Origin of the sequence: Paucisalibacillus globulus DSM 18846 (genome assembly GCF_000482485.1) — a bacterium.
In the GTDB taxonomy this organism is placed as follows: domain Bacteria; phylum Bacillota; class Bacilli; order Bacillales; family Amphibacillaceae; genus Ornithinibacillus; species Ornithinibacillus globulus.
The window spans coordinates 89331-106074 of the sequence record NZ_AXVK01000015.1 but is presented as its reverse complement, the minus strand read 5'-3'; the positions used below and the strand labels follow the sequence as shown (position 1 = coordinate 106074).

General features: G+C 34.0%; 15 protein-coding genes and 1 other annotated feature. All 15 genes read left to right on the top strand.

Annotated features, from left to right (window positions below; genetic code table 11):
- The first annotated feature begins 21 nt into the window (after window positions 1–21).
- The 15 genes from recD2 to K332_RS0103985 all read left to right on the top strand — a co-directional run bounded on the left by recD2 (window position 22) and on the right by K332_RS0103985 (window position 16728).
- Window positions 22–2346 carry an SF1B family DNA helicase RecD2 gene (recD2, locus tag K332_RS0104065; RefSeq protein ID WP_026906298.1) on the top strand — a complete coding sequence of 775 codons (2325 nt, stop codon included), beginning with the start codon at window positions 22–24 and terminating at the stop codon, window positions 2344–2346.
- 74 nt (window positions 2347–2420) lie between these two features.
- Window positions 2421–2615 (top strand): hypothetical protein, encoded by a 195-nt coding sequence (locus K332_RS0104060; protein WP_036688061.1) that lies wholly within the window; start codon window positions 2421–2423, stop codon window positions 2613–2615.
- A 46-nt stretch (window positions 2616–2661) separates the two neighbouring features.
- Entirely contained in the window at window positions 2662–3729 is a 1068-nt protein-coding gene (locus K332_RS0104055; RefSeq protein ID WP_026906296.1) for an AI-2E family transporter, read from the top strand.
- A 41-nt stretch (window positions 3730–3770) separates the two neighbouring features.
- Window positions 3771–3977 (top strand) — a binding site (T-box leader).
- A 173-nt stretch (window positions 3978–4150) separates the two neighbouring features.
- The gene (gene alaS, locus K332_RS0104045) at window positions 4151–6793 is read left to right on the top strand and encodes an alanine--tRNA ligase (protein WP_026906294.1); all 2643 of its coding nucleotides are present in this window, start codon (window positions 4151–4153) and stop codon (window positions 6791–6793) included.
- A gap of 106 nt (window positions 6794–6899) precedes the next feature.
- Window positions 6900–7169 carry an IreB family regulatory phosphoprotein gene (locus tag K332_RS0104040; RefSeq protein ID WP_026906293.1) on the top strand — a complete coding sequence of 90 codons (270 nt, stop codon included), beginning with the start codon at window positions 6900–6902 and terminating at the stop codon, window positions 7167–7169.
- Window positions 7170–7583, top strand: a complete 414-nt coding sequence (ruvX, locus tag K332_RS0104035; RefSeq protein WP_026906292.1) for a Holliday junction resolvase RuvX — start codon at window positions 7170–7172, stop codon at window positions 7581–7583. It abuts the gene before it with no gap.
- 16 nt (window positions 7584–7599) lie between these two features.
- On the top strand, window positions 7600–7884 hold the full coding sequence (locus K332_RS0104030; protein ID WP_026906291.1) for a DUF1292 domain-containing protein: 285 nt from the start codon (window positions 7600–7602) through the stop codon (window positions 7882–7884).
- A gap of 699 nt (window positions 7885–8583) precedes the next feature.
- A complete protein-coding gene (gene mltG, locus K332_RS0104020) occupies window positions 8584–9720 on the top strand; it encodes an endolytic transglycosylase MltG (RefSeq protein WP_026906290.1) in 1137 nt (378 codons plus the stop codon).
- A gap of 169 nt (window positions 9721–9889) precedes the next feature.
- A complete protein-coding gene (locus K332_RS0104015) occupies window positions 9890–10528 on the top strand; it encodes an O-methyltransferase (RefSeq protein ID WP_026906289.1) in 639 nt (212 codons plus the stop codon).
- Window positions 10529–10545: 17 nt separating this feature from the next.
- On the top strand, window positions 10546–11205 hold the full coding sequence (gene udk / locus K332_RS0104010; protein WP_026906288.1) for a uridine kinase: 660 nt from the start codon (window positions 10546–10548) through the stop codon (window positions 11203–11205).
- 114 nt (window positions 11206–11319) lie between these two features.
- A complete protein-coding gene (gene greA, locus K332_RS0104005; RefSeq protein WP_026906287.1) occupies window positions 11320–11796 on the top strand; it encodes a transcription elongation factor GreA in 477 nt (158 codons plus the stop codon).
- Window positions 11797–12043: 247 nt separating this feature from the next.
- Entirely contained in the window at window positions 12044–12736 is a 693-nt protein-coding gene (locus K332_RS0104000; protein ID WP_026906286.1) for a YrrS family protein, read from the top strand.
- Between the two features lie 39 nt (window positions 12737–12775).
- A complete protein-coding gene (mtnN, locus tag K332_RS0103995; RefSeq protein WP_026906285.1) occupies window positions 12776–13465 on the top strand; it encodes a 5'-methylthioadenosine/S-adenosylhomocysteine nucleosidase in 690 nt (229 codons plus the stop codon).
- A gap of 880 nt (window positions 13466–14345) precedes the next feature.
- Window positions 14346–15452, top strand: coding sequence for an AAA family ATPase (locus K332_RS0103990; protein ID WP_026906284.1), 1107 nt, complete (start codon window positions 14346–14348; stop codon window positions 15450–15452).
- A gap of 4 nt (window positions 15453–15456) precedes the next feature.
- A complete protein-coding gene (locus tag K332_RS0103985) occupies window positions 15457–16728 on the top strand; it encodes a TadA family conjugal transfer-associated ATPase (protein ID WP_026906283.1) in 1272 nt (423 codons plus the stop codon).
- Window positions 16729–16744 lie beyond the last annotated feature (16 nt).

Here is a 16744-nt window from a genome sequence, read left to right as displayed (position 1 = left end):
CATTAAAGTGAGGTATCTCGTATGAATAATGGTCAAATGGAACAAGTACAAGAATATATCAAAGGTGAACTTCTCTATACTATTTTTCAAAATGATATAGAGCATTTTTCCATTGCTAAAGTAAAAGTACTAGATACCAATTTAAAATACGATGAAAAAGAAATAGTAGTAAAGGGGTATTTCACCCAGCTGCTAGAAGGGACAGTCTATCAGTTTTTCGGACAGCTTGAAAGACATCCTAAATATGGACAGCAATATAATGTGACTACTTACCAAAGTTTTATTCCAGACACAAAGGATGGGTTAGTAGCCTATTTATCTAGTGATTTGTTTCATGGAATTGGAAAGAAGACAGCAAAGAAAGTGGTCGATTATCTTGGGGAATCCATTGTTTCTAAAGTTCTGAATGACCCCGAAGTACTTCTATCGATACCAGGGTTAAAGAAGGAAGCAGCAAATACAATTTCAAGAACCATTCAAGAAAACCAGGGCTTTGAGCATGTAGTTGTCAATTTATCCAAATATAATATTGGATTAAAAATGGCCCAAAAAATTTATGAAAAATATAAAGACGAATCTATCAATATTTTAGAAGAGGATCCATACCAATTTGTTTTCGATATTGAAGGATTTGGATTTAAAACTGCTGATGAGATTGCAAGAATTAATGGAATATCCTTATCCAGTCCTAATCGAATTGGGGCTGGATGTATTTATATTTTACAAAAAAGTGTACTTGATGGACATGTTTTTCTTCCATTATCTGTCTGTATTGATGACGTACTCACTCTACTACAATATTCGGAACAAGTGTTAACAGAGTTCCAAATTAAAAATGTTCTAGAGGAATTAAATAAAGAGAAGAAATTAATACTTTACCAAGGTAACGTCTATCTTCCATCACTGTATTATGCTGAAGATGGTTTTGCTTCTAGTATTAAGCGGATTATTACCCACCAGATTGAAGATGAAACAACTTTAGCAGACCTTATGAAAATAATTGGTCAAATTGAAGAGGAAGAAGTTCTGAGCTATGGTAAAGAACAATTTGCTGCTATAGATCAAGCTTTAAAATCAAAGTTAATGATACTAACAGGTGGTCCGGGTACCGGCAAAACTACTGTTATCAAAGGAATTATTAAAGCATATGCTGTTATCCACCAAGTATCCATTGATCCTTCTTCCTATGAGCATAAGAAGGATTTCCCTTTTGTCCTTGCAGCACCTACTGGAAGAGCGGCTAAACGGTTAACGGAGTCTACTGGTATACCAGCTTTAACGATTCATCGCTTATTAGGATGGAATGGTAGTGAGGGATTTGATAAAGATGAGCATGAACAATTAAATGGAAAATATTTAATTATTGATGAGTTTTCCATGGTTGATATTTGGCTTGCCAACAATTTGTTTAAGGCCATACCTACAGACATGCAGGTTTTGCTTGTTGGAGATGAGGACCAGTTACCTTCAGTCGGACCTGGGCAGGTCCTATCCGATTTGCTAGAGAATGAATCGATACCAAAAGTTAGTTTGAATGAGGTTTATAGACAGAAGGAAGGCTCTAAAATAATTCAACTAGCCCATGGTATTAAAAACAATGCTTGTACTATGGAGTTATTAGAGAATGATAAAGATTTTAGTTTCATTACATGTCGTGAACATCAGATAGTAGAGGTTATTACACAAGTATTCGATAAAGCAATAAAAAAAGGATTAGATGTTCGAGACATACAGGTTTTAGCACCAATGTACCGATCCCAAGCTGGTATAACTATGATCAATAAAGCTTTACAAGAATTAATCAATCCCAAGGTGAAGGGAAAAAGAGAAGTAAAGGCAAATGATGTAGTTTTTCGCATTGGAGATAAAGTGATCCAACTCGTTAATCAACCAGAGGATCATGTGTTTAATGGAGATATCGGTGAGGTTGTTGCAATTTTTAGAGAAAATGAGAATACCGAGAATGTGGAACAATTAGTAGTGTCATTTGATGATCGGGAAGTAGTTTATGAGCGAAAAGATTATATTAATTTGATGCATGCTTATTGTGTATCAATTCATAAGTCACAGGGAAGTGAATTTCCTATTGTGATACTACCAGTAGTACCAAGCTATCATCGTATGTTAAGGAAGAATCTTCTTTACACAGCCATTACGAGAGGAAAGCAGTCTTTAATTATTTGTGGTGAGAAACAAGCATTCTTTCGAGGAATACAAACCCTTGATACGAACAAGCGATATACATCCTTGAAGGAACAATTGACGGAGAGACTGGGTGAAATACCAATCAATAGTACGAATTCAATAGATGAGGACGAAGATATTTCTCCTTATGATTTCATGTAGTTGGTATATTTATAGAAAACTCGGGCAAGCATAACATAATACTTATATTTTATTTTCAGGAGAGATTAGTACTTATGTTAATGCGATGTCCGAATTGCAGTAGTAAAGATATTGGTAAAATTGGTTCACAACAGTTCTATTGCTGGAATTGCTTTGTGGAAATGTCTGTTACAGGAAACGAACTAACGATTCATCAAGTAGAATCCGACGGGAGCCTAAGTTCACTGAATGATTTATTTACAGAAGAAGAAAGAAAGCTAGAATGGTAATCCTTTAGTTCATACGGTTTACTCTTGGACTAAAGGAGTGTGCCAAATGTTTTCTACTAAAAAACCGGTTAATTTTCTCTATTGGATTATCTCTGGGATTTTACTTTTTCTATTCATTTTTCTACTTGTAAAGTTATTTCCATATTATAAAGCTTTTTTTTCATTCTTATGGCATTTAGCTGTGCCTTTTTTAATTGCGGCTTTGATCGCTTATTTGCTTTATCCAATTGTACAAAAAATACATCAGTACAATATTCCAAGAAGTATTGCTATATTATTAATATACCTACTATTCTTTGGTGTAATGGGTTACTTGATTTATCGTGTTTATCCAGCAATTGTTTCACAATTAAGAGATTTAGATGATTATTTACCACAATTAGTGGCGATGTATCAAGATACTATTTATCAAGTATATGAATCAACATCTTTTTTGCCCGAAACCGTGCACGATAAGATAGACGAAACAATTAATTCGATGGAGCATTCAATTGATAATCTAATTGGAAAGTTAATAGGTGGAGTAACCAAGATAATTGATTTTATCGTTATTTTAACAGTAATACCTGTATTGGTTTTCTATTTTCTCAAGGATTACAAGAAAATAAATCACTATATAAAATGTATCATCCCTCATAAATATCGTGATACGACAAGTGGTCTCGTTCATGCAATCGATGAGGGACTTGGTGGATATATTCGAGGGCAATTACTAGTCTGTCTATTTGTGGCACTAACGAGCTACTTAATCTATCAGTTTTTAGGATTAAACTATGCTCTTTTATTAGCTATCTTTATGGGATTGATGAATTTTATACCGTATTTTGGTCCGATTATTGGGGCAATCCCTGCAGTATTAATTGCCTTAACCATTTCAGGAAAAATGGTGCTTTTTGTTTTTATTGGTGTATTTGCGATTCAGCTGATTGAAGGAAACCTCCTATCACCATATATCGTAGGCAAGAGTATAAAAATTCACCCAGTAGCTATAATATTTGTCCTGCTATTAGGTGGAAAACTTGGTGGTGTGTTAGGGATGGTTCTAGCAGTCCCAACATTTACTATTTTAAGAGTGGTTATAAAACATATGTGGATTTTGATAAGAAAGAATTGACTTTATAAGTAAAGTTAACTATAATATCGCTAGTTATATTAATTATCACGATGAAGGTTATCAGTACATGGCACTCAATTTATAGAGAGGGATTTTCTAAGGCTGAAAGAAATCCTAAGTAAGAACCATGGAAAGCTAAACCAGAGTACGGCTAATCCCCGTCGGTCGCAACCGTTAACATGCATAAAGTGATGAACAAATTATTTGTTCATAATTAGGGTGGTACCGCGTCTAATCTCGTCCCTGCTATTTAGCAGAGAGGAGGTTTTTTTGTTTTTTAAGAACTTTGTTTTTAGTTTTATGAATGAAATTGTAACAAAAATTGATGCTCTGAGCATATGTCCCACCTGTGCAAGAAGTAAATGCCTAGTGTATTTGAATCGCGGACATATACAGTGTGAAAAACAAGGAGGAAATAGGAATGAAGAATTTAACATCAGCTCAAATTAGACAAATGTACCTTGATTTCTTCAAAGAGAAAGGTCATAAAGTAGAACCAAGCGCATCGCTAGTTCCACAAGACGACCCAACATTACTTTGGATTAATAGTGGTGTTGCAACACTTAAAAAGTATTTTGATGGACGTGTGATTCCAGAAAACCCACGAATTGTAAATGCACAGAAATCAATCCGCACAAATGATATAGAAAATGTTGGATTCACAGCAAGACACCATACATTCTTTGAAATGTTAGGGAACTTTTCCATTGGTGACTATTTCAAAAAGGAAGCTATTGAATGGGCTTGGGAATTTCTTACAGGTGATAAATGGTTAGGATTAGATCCAGAGTTACTATCTGTTACAGTTCATCCAGAAGATGATGAAGCATATGACATGTGGCTTCATGATATAAAAATTCCAAAGGAAAGAATTATTCGTCTTGAGGAAAACTTCTGGGATATAGGTGAAGGTCCAAGTGGTCCTAACACGGAAATTTTCTATGATCGAGGAGAAGCATTTGGAAATGACCCTGGGGATCCAGAATTATATCCGGGTGGAGAAAATGATAGGTATTTAGAAATTTGGAACCTTGTATTTTCGCAATTTAATCATAATCCAGATGATACGTACACACCATTACCAAAGAAAAATATTGATACAGGTATGGGATTAGAACGAGTTGTGTCTGTTATTCAAAATGCACCTACAAATTTTGAAACTGACCTATTCATGCCAATCATTAAGAAAATAGAAGAATTAGCTAATGTGAAATATGGTGTAGATCAAACGGGTGATACTGCTTATAAAGTAATCGCGGATCACATAAGAACGGTTAGCTTTGCAATTAGTGATGGTGCTTTACCATCTAATGACGGAAGAGGCTATGTTTTAAGAAGATTGATTCGCCGAGCAGTTCGTTTTGCAAAAGAAATCGGTATTGAAAAGCCATTTATGTATGAGTTAGTTGATATTGTTGGAACAATCATGAAAGAATTCTATCCAACAGTATTAAAACAGCATGATTTTATCCAAAATATTATTAAAGTGGAAGAAGAGCGTTTCCATGAAACTTTAAATGATGGACTTGAAATTTTAACGGATCTTATTGAAAAAGAAAAAGCGAAGAACTCCAATATTCTACCAGGTGTTGAAGTTTTCCGCTTATATGATACGTATGGTTTTCCAAAGGAATTAACACAGGAATATGTAGAACAATTTGGTCTTGCAGTGGACGAAATTGGATATGAAGAAGAAATGCAAAAACAACGCGAACGTGCTAGAAATGCACGTCAAAAAGTTGATTCTATGCATGTTCAGGATGAGGTTTTAAGCCAATTAGATGTAGAAAGTGAATTTGTCGGTTATGAAATATTAGAGAATAATACAAAAGTTGTTGCGCTAATTAAGGATGGCGAATTAGTAGACATTGCTAAACAAGGAGAAGAAGTGTTAATCTTCCTACAAGAAACGCCATTCTATGCAGAAAGTGGTGGACAAATTGCTGATCAGGGAAAAATTACTTCTCAAAATGGTTCAGCATTTGTAAAGAATGTGCATAAATCTCCTAAAAAGCAAAATGTCCATTATTCCATTGTTGAAAATGGTGAACTACATGTTGGAGATACAGTGAAGGCGGTAATTGATACTGACTCTCGAAATTTAATCATCAAAAACCATACTGCAACGCATTTACTTCACCAAGCACTGAAAGATGTGTTAGGTAAACATGTAAATCAAGCTGGCTCATTAGTTAATCCTGAACGTTTACGGTTTGACTTTTCTCATTTTAGTGCAGTGTCAAAAGAAGAACTAGAGCAAATTGAAAAAATCGTTAATAATAAGATCTGGGATTCTATCCAACTTAAAATAAGCTTCAAGAATCTGGATGAAGCAAAAGCAATGGGAGCAATGGCTCTTTTTGGTGAAAAGTATGGTGAAATTGTCCGTGTCGTACAAATTGGTGATTATAGTCTTGAATTATGCGGAGGCTGTCACGTTCGTAATACTTCAGAAATTGGTCTATTTAAGATTGTTTCAGAAGGTGGAATTGGTGCAGGAACACGTCGTATTGAAGCAGTAACAAGTAAATTTGCTTATAAATTTCTTTCAGATAAATTGACTCTATTACAAAATACGGCACATCTGTTAAAGACAAATGAAGAGAAAGTACCTGAACGGGTTGATGCATTATTCCATGAAATGAAAGAAATACAAAAAGAAAACGAATCGTTAAGTGCTAAACTTTCAAATCTAGAAGCTTCTTCCATACTTGACCAAGTAAAAGAAGTAAATGGAGTTAATGTACTTGCGCAAAAAGTAAATGTGAAGGATATGAATCAATTACGGACAATGCTGGATGAATTAAAGCAAAAATTAGGTTCGGCTATTATTTTATTAGCAACCGAAAGTGATAATAAAGTTCAATTAGCATCTGGCGTTTCAAAGGATTTAATTGATAAGGGGTTACATGCTGGGAAGTTAATCAAACAGGCAGCACAGATTTGTGGTGGAGGCGGCGGTGGACGTCCCGATATGGCACAAGCTGGTGGTAAAGATCCAGGTAAAATCAATGATGCTTTACAATATGTACAGGAATATGTAGAGTTGAACGTACAAGGATAAAATGCCTTCAGATGGTATCGTTTAATCTATTTTGTAAATTATTATATTAAATCTTTTAAACATGATAGAATGGATATAGAAACAAAAAGTGGAATGAGGTGTCATGATGAGTTCAATCGATAAAACAATGAAATTCAACTTTTCGGAAGAACCATTTGATCGAGATATTAAAGAAGTCCTAATGACTGTCCATGAGGCACTTCAGGAGAAAGGCTATAACCCAATTAATCAAATAGTTGGCTATTTATTATCAGGTGACCCTGCGTATATTCCTAGATATAAAGATGCGAGAAACTTAATCCGCAGAATTGAACGAGATGAAGTAATTGAAGAATTAGTAAAATACTATCTAGAACAGCAATATAAAGGTAACTAGATGAAGATATTAGGTTTGGATGTTGGGTCGAAAACAATAGGTGTTGCAGTAAGTGATGAACTAGGATGGACAGCTCAAGGTTTAACTACTATTAAATGGGATGAACTTGAGATTGAGTCTGCAGATAACCAATTAAAAGAGATAATTAACGAACATCATGTAGAAAAAGTTGTAATTGGATTACCGAAAAATATGAATGGTACCATTGGAGAACGTGGAGAAGCATCAATAAACTATGCGAAACATATTGAAAAAGTACACGGTTTACCTACTGTTCTATGGGATGAGCGTTTAACTACAATGGCAGCTGAACGTGTTTTACTTGAAGCCGACGTTAGTAGAAAAAAACGTAAAAAGGTAATCGATAAAATGGCTGCAATGATGATTTTACAAGGATTTCTTGATCAAAAATGAAAAGGAGATAACATTTATGGCAATTGAAGAAAAAGAACGCATCATCATTCCTGACGAAAATGGTGAAGAACATTTATTTGAGGTACTATTTACATTTGATGTCGATGAAACTGGGTATTCCTATATCGCAGTAATACCTGCAGAACAAAAAGATGATGAGGAAGTAGAAGTTTATGCTTTCCGTTATGAAGAAAAAGAAGATGAAGACCTATCCTTATTTGCAATTGAATCCGATGAAGAATGGGAAATCGTCGAAGAAATGCTAAACACATTAGCAGAAGAAGAAGATTTAAAAGAGTAAGTATATACTTGCTGTTGTGAGAAAAGTAGGTGTCTAAAAAGACATCTACTTTTTTATAGGCATTTTTCTATTAACGTTGTTGTTAATACTCAATTTGTATAGACTGTGCGGTAAGTAGGTACCTTGGGTTGAGCCTCTAACCCGCGGTAGGAATATACTTCGCTTTCCGTGGGCGGCTGGAGAGCCTCCTCACTCCTTCGTCGTTGCGGGGTCTCACCTAGGCCTGTCCTCCCACAGGAGTCTACGTATATTCCCACCGCTAATTTAGATTGGAATTAGATTGACAGCAAGTATCACTAAAAACAAGATCTAAAACAATCTTCAATTTGAAAACTACTACTAGCGCAGGCAGAATACGTAGACTCCTGCGGGAATAGCACGTGTCCGAAGACCCCGCAGCGGTGGTCTTTCCGCGAGGAGGCTGAGGCCGTGCCCGCGGAAAGCGGAGTATTCTGCCGGAGCGGTATCATAACACTTCACCCACTACATTCATTAAAGGTGAGGAAGTTTTTCAGTAGTTACCGCGCAGTTTCCATCAAAAGAGAAAATAAAAATATCAACAAGAAGAAAACAGTATTTTAGACATTTTATTAATATGACTTATTAATAGAAACATTATCAACTGAAGGCATTTTCCATAAATCCTAGCATATATTGTCTTTTTTTAGTATAATATACCGGATGAGAGGGGGATAATGGATGTCCGAGGGTAAAAATGATAAAGATAAAAATAAAAGTAAAAGTAAATTTAGAGATAATTTAGTTGCTAGGGGAGAAGACGCAAGAGCCGTCCGGAAAATCGTAGCAATCGTTATTTTGTCTCTCATTATAGTCCTTGTTGTTGGAGGAATATCTGGTTATACATATGTTAAGTCAGCATTAGAACCAGTAGATCCAGGAAATGAGCAGGGTGTAAAAGTTGAAATCCCTTTAGGTTCATCAACATCCGGAATTGCTGAAATACTTGAAGAAAGCGATATAATAAATAACTCCATGATTTTTCGTTTCTATATTAAATTTAAGAATGAGTCCGGATTTCAGGCAGGTAACTATACATTTACAAAGGCAATGACTTTAGATCAAATCATTGAATCACTTAAGAGTGGTCGTATCATTAAAGAACCTGTCCATCGTGTAACCGTTCGAGAAGGTTTAACTATTGATGAAATTGCAGAAATTTATGCGGATAAATTACCTATTACTGAAGAAGAGTTTTTAGAGAAGGTTAAAGAACCTGATTATATCAATCAACTTATGCAAAAATATCCTTTCTTAACGGAAGATATTTTAAATCCTGAGCTAAGATATTCACTTGAAGGATACTTATTTGCTGCGACGTATGATTTTTACGAGGAAAGCCCACCAGTAGAAGTAATTATTGAGAATATGCTAGATAAAACACAGTCTGTTTTAGGTCAACATATGGATGCTATTAATGAAAAAGGTCTATCTATTCATGAAGCTGTTACAATGGCTTCATTAGTAGAAAAAGAAGCAATAACGGAAGACCAACGGAAGAAAATTTCTGGAATTTTTTATAATAGACTTGAGTCAGGAATGAGATTGGAAACGGACCCGACCGTTCAATATGCAAAAGGTACACATACGGAAAAGGTATTGTTAAAAGACCTAGAAATTGAATCACCGTTTAATACGTATCGAAATGATGGGTTACCAATTGGTCCAATATCGAATTTTTCAGAAAATGCACTGGAAGCAGGAATTAACCCGGAAGAAACAGAATTTTATTTCTTCCTTCATGATGAGCAAGGTAATATACATTATGCTGAAACTTTCGAAGAACATTTGGTTAATAAAAATCAATATATTCAATAAAGTGAGGAAGTGTGAAGCTATTTCACATTTCCCGTTTTTTTGGCGAGACGGAAATCTTTCACATTCCACCCATATGTGGAGCTAAATAGCCAATGGATATCAGGTTTCTTAAACATAATTATGCATTAACTTGGTATCCTAATAGGATAAGTATAAATGAGGGTAAAATATGGATGAAATGTTAAATAATTATTTAGTGAAGCATTTACCCAAAAAAGAAGATTGGGTAAATGAGATAGAAAGTCAAGCAAAGGTAGATCATGTCCCAATTATGGATCCAGTTGGGATAAATTTTTTGATGCAATTAATTCGATTAAATAAACCTGATAATATATTAGAAATTGGTACAGCTATAGGTTATTCCGCATTAAGAATGAATGAAGCAAATCCAGATGCAAGAATTACTACCATTGAGCGTGATGAAATAAGATATGGACAAGCAGTTGAAAATGTAAAAAATCAACAAAAAGAAAACATGATTGAAATTATTCATGGTGATGCACTTGAAGAATTAACGAAGCTTGTTGATGAAAAAAGAAAATATAATTGTATATTTATTGATGCTGCAAAGGGACAGTACAAAAAGTTCTTTGAATTATCATTACCTCTTCTGAAAGAAAACGGAATAGTCATTTCTGATAATGTTTTATTTAGAGGGTATGTACTTGAACCAAACTTTGAACATAAGCGATATAAGAAAATGGTAGAAAAAATAAAAGAATATAATGAATGGCTTGTAAACCATCCTGGATTTATTACAACAATATTACCTATTGGTGATGGAATTGCTATTAGTTATAAAAAATAATGAAAAGGGGTAGTATGATGCAAGACAAACCAGTAGTCATTGGTGTTGCAGGAGGTAGTGGGAGTGGAAAGACTTCTGTTACAAAGTCAATTTGCCAGCGATTTTCAGATAAAACTATCCTTGTACTTGAACAGGATTATTATTATAAAGATCAAAGTAATTTACCTTTTGAAGAACGTTTAAAAACAAATTATGATCATCCTCTTGCTTTCGATAATGACTTATTAATTAAACATATACATGCTTTGCTAAGTCGCCAACCTATAGATAAACCAGTTTATGATTATAAAGTTCATAACCGATCAAAAGACGTTATTCGAGTGGAGCCAAAAGATGTAATCATCCTTGAAGGTATATTGATCCTCGAGGATCCTCGCCTTGTTGATTTAATGGATATCAAGGTATTTGTTGATACAGATGCAGATTTAAGAATCATTAGAAGGTTACTTCGTGACATAAAGGACCGCGGAAGATCATTAGATTCTGTGATTGACCAATATTTAAATTCTGTTCGTCCAATGCATTTACAATTTGTTGAGCCAACCAAAAGATATGCAGATATTATCATCCCTGAAGGTGGAGAAAATCATGTTGCAATCGATATAATGGCGACAAAAATTGAGCAGATATTGTCAAAAAATAATGGAAATAGTTTGAACAAAAGTATTGAAAATTAAAATAAAATCTGCCATAGTTATGAATAGTATACTTTGAGTTATAAGATGAATGAAATACATCACAACCAAGTATGATTGTTGGTAGCAGTAGATAGATAAAAGGAGTGTTTTTTTATGGCTATAGAGAAAAGTTATTATATGACACACGAGGGAAAAGAGAAATTAGAAAAAGAGCTTCTTTTCTTAAAGACAGAAAGAAGACAAGAAGTTGTTGAACGTATTAAAGTAGCACGTGATTTTGGAGACCTTTCCGAGAACTCTGAGTATGATGCTGCAAAGGATGAGCAAGCATTTGTAGAATCACGCATTGCTCAAGTTGAAAAAATGATTCGTAATGCGGTAATTATCGAAAATGATAACCAAAATCCGGATATGGTTTCCCTTGGGAAATCAGTTACATTTATGGAGTTGCCAGATGGTGAAGAAGAAACCTATACAATCGTTGGAAGCGCTGAAGCAGATCCATTCGAAGGTAAAATCTCTAATGATTCCCCAATGGCAAAAAGCCTTCTTGGCCATGAAATTGGCGAAGAAGTAGCTGTAACAACTCCAGGCGGTGACATCCAAGTTAAAATATTAAAAGTTGAATAGTCATAACAAAAGCGGAGTAACCATCTCCGCTTTTTAAATTTGAAAAACTATCTTTTGTTATTATTATTATTTTTGACCAAAATCAATGGGGATTTCTTGAATAAAATCTATTTTAGTTGAATATTATTCTATGCGTTCCTTGACTGGTATTCACCAAAATGAAATATAAAATTAAAGACAAGGATATTATTCCTAGCATATAAATTATGTTACTATAATAACGTATACATAGGGAGGGGAAACTAGTATGAGTGATTTTGATAGATATACTCGTGTTAACAAGTTTGAAAAACGACGTAAAAATACGAAGCTAATGTCCTTATTAATTGTTGCTGGAAGCTTCCTTATTATTCTTTTAATCGGCCTTTGGATATTTGGTCCTGATGATGAACCAGAACAACCCAATAACCTTGCCGGTTCTAATGATGAGTCTACGGAAAATGAAGATTTAAATGAAGAGGATGAAAAAGAAGCGAAGGAAACTGACGAAGAAACTGCTGAAACAGAGGAGGACTCTTCACAAATAGATGAAAATCAAGATTATGACACGGATTCTAGTAATGAATCAAACGATGAGATAGATAGTGAACTAGGTGAAAAAGAGCAAGTCGACCCTACTGGAGACGACGATAATGTTATAGAAGCATTTAAACAAAACTGGCAACCTATTGGTACAGAGCAAGAAGGACCACATACAACTCAGTTTGTTGTTGAATCTCAAGACTGGGAAGAAATGGAGAAGGCAATTCGAGCAGCTACAGGACTAACAGAAGCTGATATGACAACTTGGTTTATAGGAAATGGTGGAGATCAAAAGGCTATCGGTACTGTTACAAATAAGGCTGGTACAGAGATATACAGAGTGTATTTAAGTTGGGTTGAAAATCAAGGTTGGCAACCTACTTTAGTAGAGGTACTTAGAGAAAATGATAAAAAATAGAGATTTGAATAAGGTTTACTATAGGAGGCAATTGACATCATGTACATTGGTATTATCGGAGCAATGGATGAAGAAATAGAAATTATTAAAGGGAAAATGACAGATAAAGAAGAAACAATTATTGCAGGTAGTTTGTTCATAAAGGGTAGTCTAATTGGAAAAGATGTTGTACTTTTAAAATCCGGTATTGGTAAAGTAAATGCTGCCATGGCAACTACTATCTTAATGGAGAGATTTTCTCCAAAGTTTATCATTAATACGGGTTCAGCAGGTGGATTCTCCGAAAAACTAGAGGTTGGAGATATAGTTGTTTCTTCAGAAGTGGTGCATCATGATGTTGATGTAACAGCATTTAATTATCAATACGGACAAGTTCCTGGAATGCCAGCAACTTTTTCATCCGACTTATCATTAGTTGATAAAGCGATGAATGCCATTGACCAACTTAATGTAAATGGTGAGATTGGGTTAATCGCAACAGGGGATTCCTTTATGGAAGATCCACAACGTGTGAAAACAATTAGAGAAAGTTTTCCGGATATGATAGCAGCTGAAATGGAGGCTGCAGCAATTGCACAGGTATGTTATCAGTATAGCTGTCCATTCGTTGTTATTCGTGCACTATCTGATATTGCGGGTAAGGAGTCTTCCGTTTCATTTGATAAATTTCTTGAAAAAGCTTCGCAAAATTCTTCAAAAATCATCATGAATCTTATAGAAAAATTATAGTTTAAATATAAATAAGAAGAGCTAGGAAAACAGTATTGTTTTATTCTAGCTCTTCTTATTTATTATTCAATAATGTAAATTACCATTTCATCAGAAGTACAAATTAAAATTCTATTAGTACCATAACTTCGGAAAAATTTTTCTTCATTAATAGAAAATCAATTTTCCAGTGGATTTACTCATCTCAATATAACCTGGGAAAGCTCAATCATATAATCATCAAATAATAACACCTTTTCCATTCGTATAACAAAAAAATATATATTAGTTCCTACAATATGATTGCAAATAAATTGAAACATAATAGTGTATAAGTTATATCGCACTTTATTACTATTTAAAATGACATGTCACATAAGAATATCAATTTGGTGGCAATTGAACGTAGACAACTTTCGATATTTCTCATACAGAAATCACTAATTTTATTACAGTATTATTACGTAAGTGTTAATATTTCTTTACAAGGTCATTCCTTTTCATATTATTAGGTATTTTGTATTGGTCACTTTTTCCTATTTTGGAATTATTAAAATATTTATATGATATTGTAAAGAATAGTAAAAATATAAATATTAGTGAATTAACCTATAAAAGTGATTAAATTTCATTATAAACCGAACATTTAATGCATAATTGTTTAAAGAAGTTTGGTTTTTAATGAATTTTATAGTGTTTCCCATTCATATATCTCGAAACTGAGTTATTTTTATTATGATCCATAGGTAATAAATACTGTTTTCGCTCTAAAGTCTTATCTTTATGTGTCAATTCTAGTAATATTTATTAAAGATAAATGTCACATACTTGTAAATAAATAACTAATATAAGATTTTAAGACCTTAAATTAAGAAGAATACGATTGATGTAGGTGAATAGTATGAATAAATTAAAGTTGGTTTTATTAACTAGTGATGATTCGTATGCAGATTACTTTTCTAACTTCATGTTAAATCCGGATAACAACAACCGCTTTTCCACCAAAATCTTTACAAATAAAGATTCCTTTAATCAAATGATGCGTAACCAAAAACAACATATATTATTAACGGATTATAACTTAGAAGATATAGATGTAAGTGTATTTGAAAAGACGATTATACTTCGGGATAAAGACGAGTACATTCCAGAAGACGTACCCAACATTCTAAAATACCAGCCGATTAAAAACTTATTAGATAAAGTCTTAGCAATTTTTTATGAAGAAAATGGTAACTTACAATTGTTATCTAATGAAGGTGACACTGGAAGCTACGTCATCAGTTTTTATGGCGGAAGTAGTGGTGTTGGGAAGACGTTATCTTCTCTATGCTTGGCAAGACACTTAAGCATAAAAGATAAACGGGTATTTTACTTGAATTTAGAGACTGTACATACGACCCTGCTTTACTTTAAGGAAGAAAAAGAGTCCTCTGCGGAGGTATTTTATTACGTAAAGAATAATAAAGATAAGTTGTTATCGAAGATTGAATTCTTAAAATCTCGAGATGATTTGACTGGAATTGATTATTTCGCTTTACCTGTAAATCCGGAAGAAATGGATATATTTACAGGTGAGGATTTAGAGGTATTAATTCAAGCATTAAAGGCAACGAAAGATTATGACTTTATTATTATTGATCTAGATAGTACATTGCATGAGAGAAATACGAGGGCATTAGAAATTAGTGATGAGGTATTTTGGTTATTGAGTTCCGATGAGGCTAGTTTCTCTCGAAGTAAGTATATATTGGAAAGTAATACAGCTTGTGAAAACCTAGATAGGGCAAAAATTCATTTTGTTATTAATAAAATGGGAACCGATGTATTTAATGGTTTTGATCGTTTTAATTTTAGCATTGAAGATCGACTACCATTTAATGAACATTTCTTACTACAAAGTGAGGAAACAAAACTCCATGAAGATACTGTAATTGGTGAGCGATTATTCAGATTAATGAAGAGTCTTGTAAAGGAAGACACGGAGGTGTCCTCTGTTGGCAACTAAAAAAATGCAACAAGTTCCAAATGAACAGTTACCTAAAACAGAAGATGAGATTACAAAACATTTAATTGAGAAGCTACGAGAAACATTGGACTTTATGCATTCCATTACGGATGAGGAATTAAAAAACTTTGTAGAAGATACTGTATTTGAGTACGCACGTGAGCGTAAGCTATCTTCTACAGAAATTAAGCGTATTGTAGATCGAATGTATCATGCTTTTCGAGGTTTAGGTGTACTTCAACCAATACTTGATGATCCATCTATAACAGAAATTATGATTAACAGTTATGATGAAATATTTGTTGAAAAAGATGGGCAAGTATTTAATGCAGGGGTTAGGTTTGAAAACCAACAGAAATTAGAAGATACAATACAAGCAATTGTATCAAGGGTTAATCGGGTAGTAAATGAAGCTAGTCCCATTGTTGATGCTAGATTACAAGATGGTTCACGTGTGAATGTTGTGCTACCTCCTGTGGCATTAAAAGGACCAGCAATGACGATCCGTAAATTTCCAGATAAACCGATGACAGTTGAAAATCTAATTCAATTTGGTGCGATAACATCAGAAGTAGCAGACTTTTTAAAAGTACTTGTGGAAGCTAAATTTAATATTTTTATAGGCGGGGGAACTGGATCTGGGAAAACTACTTTCCTGAATGTATTATCCAATTTCATACCTAAAAGTGAACGACTGATTACAATAGAGGATTCAGCCGAATTAAAAATCTTACATACTCCTAACCTAGTTAGTCTAGAAACGAGAAATGCTAATACAGAAGGAAAAGGTGAAATTACGATTAGAGATTTAATTAGAACTTCTTTGCGTATGAGACCTAACCGAATTATCGTAGGGGAAGTTCGTGGTGCGGAAGCGTTGGATATGTTACAAGCAATGAACACAGGTCATGATGGTTCCATATCCACAGGTCATGCTAACTCCGTATACGATATGTTAAGTCGTCTAGAAACGATGGTGCTAAGTGGGGCAGAGCTACCGATTGAAGTAATACGGAAACAAATCAGTTCAGCAATAGACATTATGGTGCATTTAACTCGCTTTCGTGATCATACAAGAAGAGTATTTGAAATCAGCGAAGTTCTAGATGTAGAAAATGGTGAAATACAGTTAAACCCACTTTTTGTATTTGAAGAAGAGGGGGTAGATTCCACAGGTAGAATAATAGGAAATCTGAAAAGAACAACTAACAAACTACAAGCTGTAGATAAATTGAAGCTATCTGGTAAGTATGATTTATTAGAAAAGATTCTGTAATGTAGAGTTTTTTTGA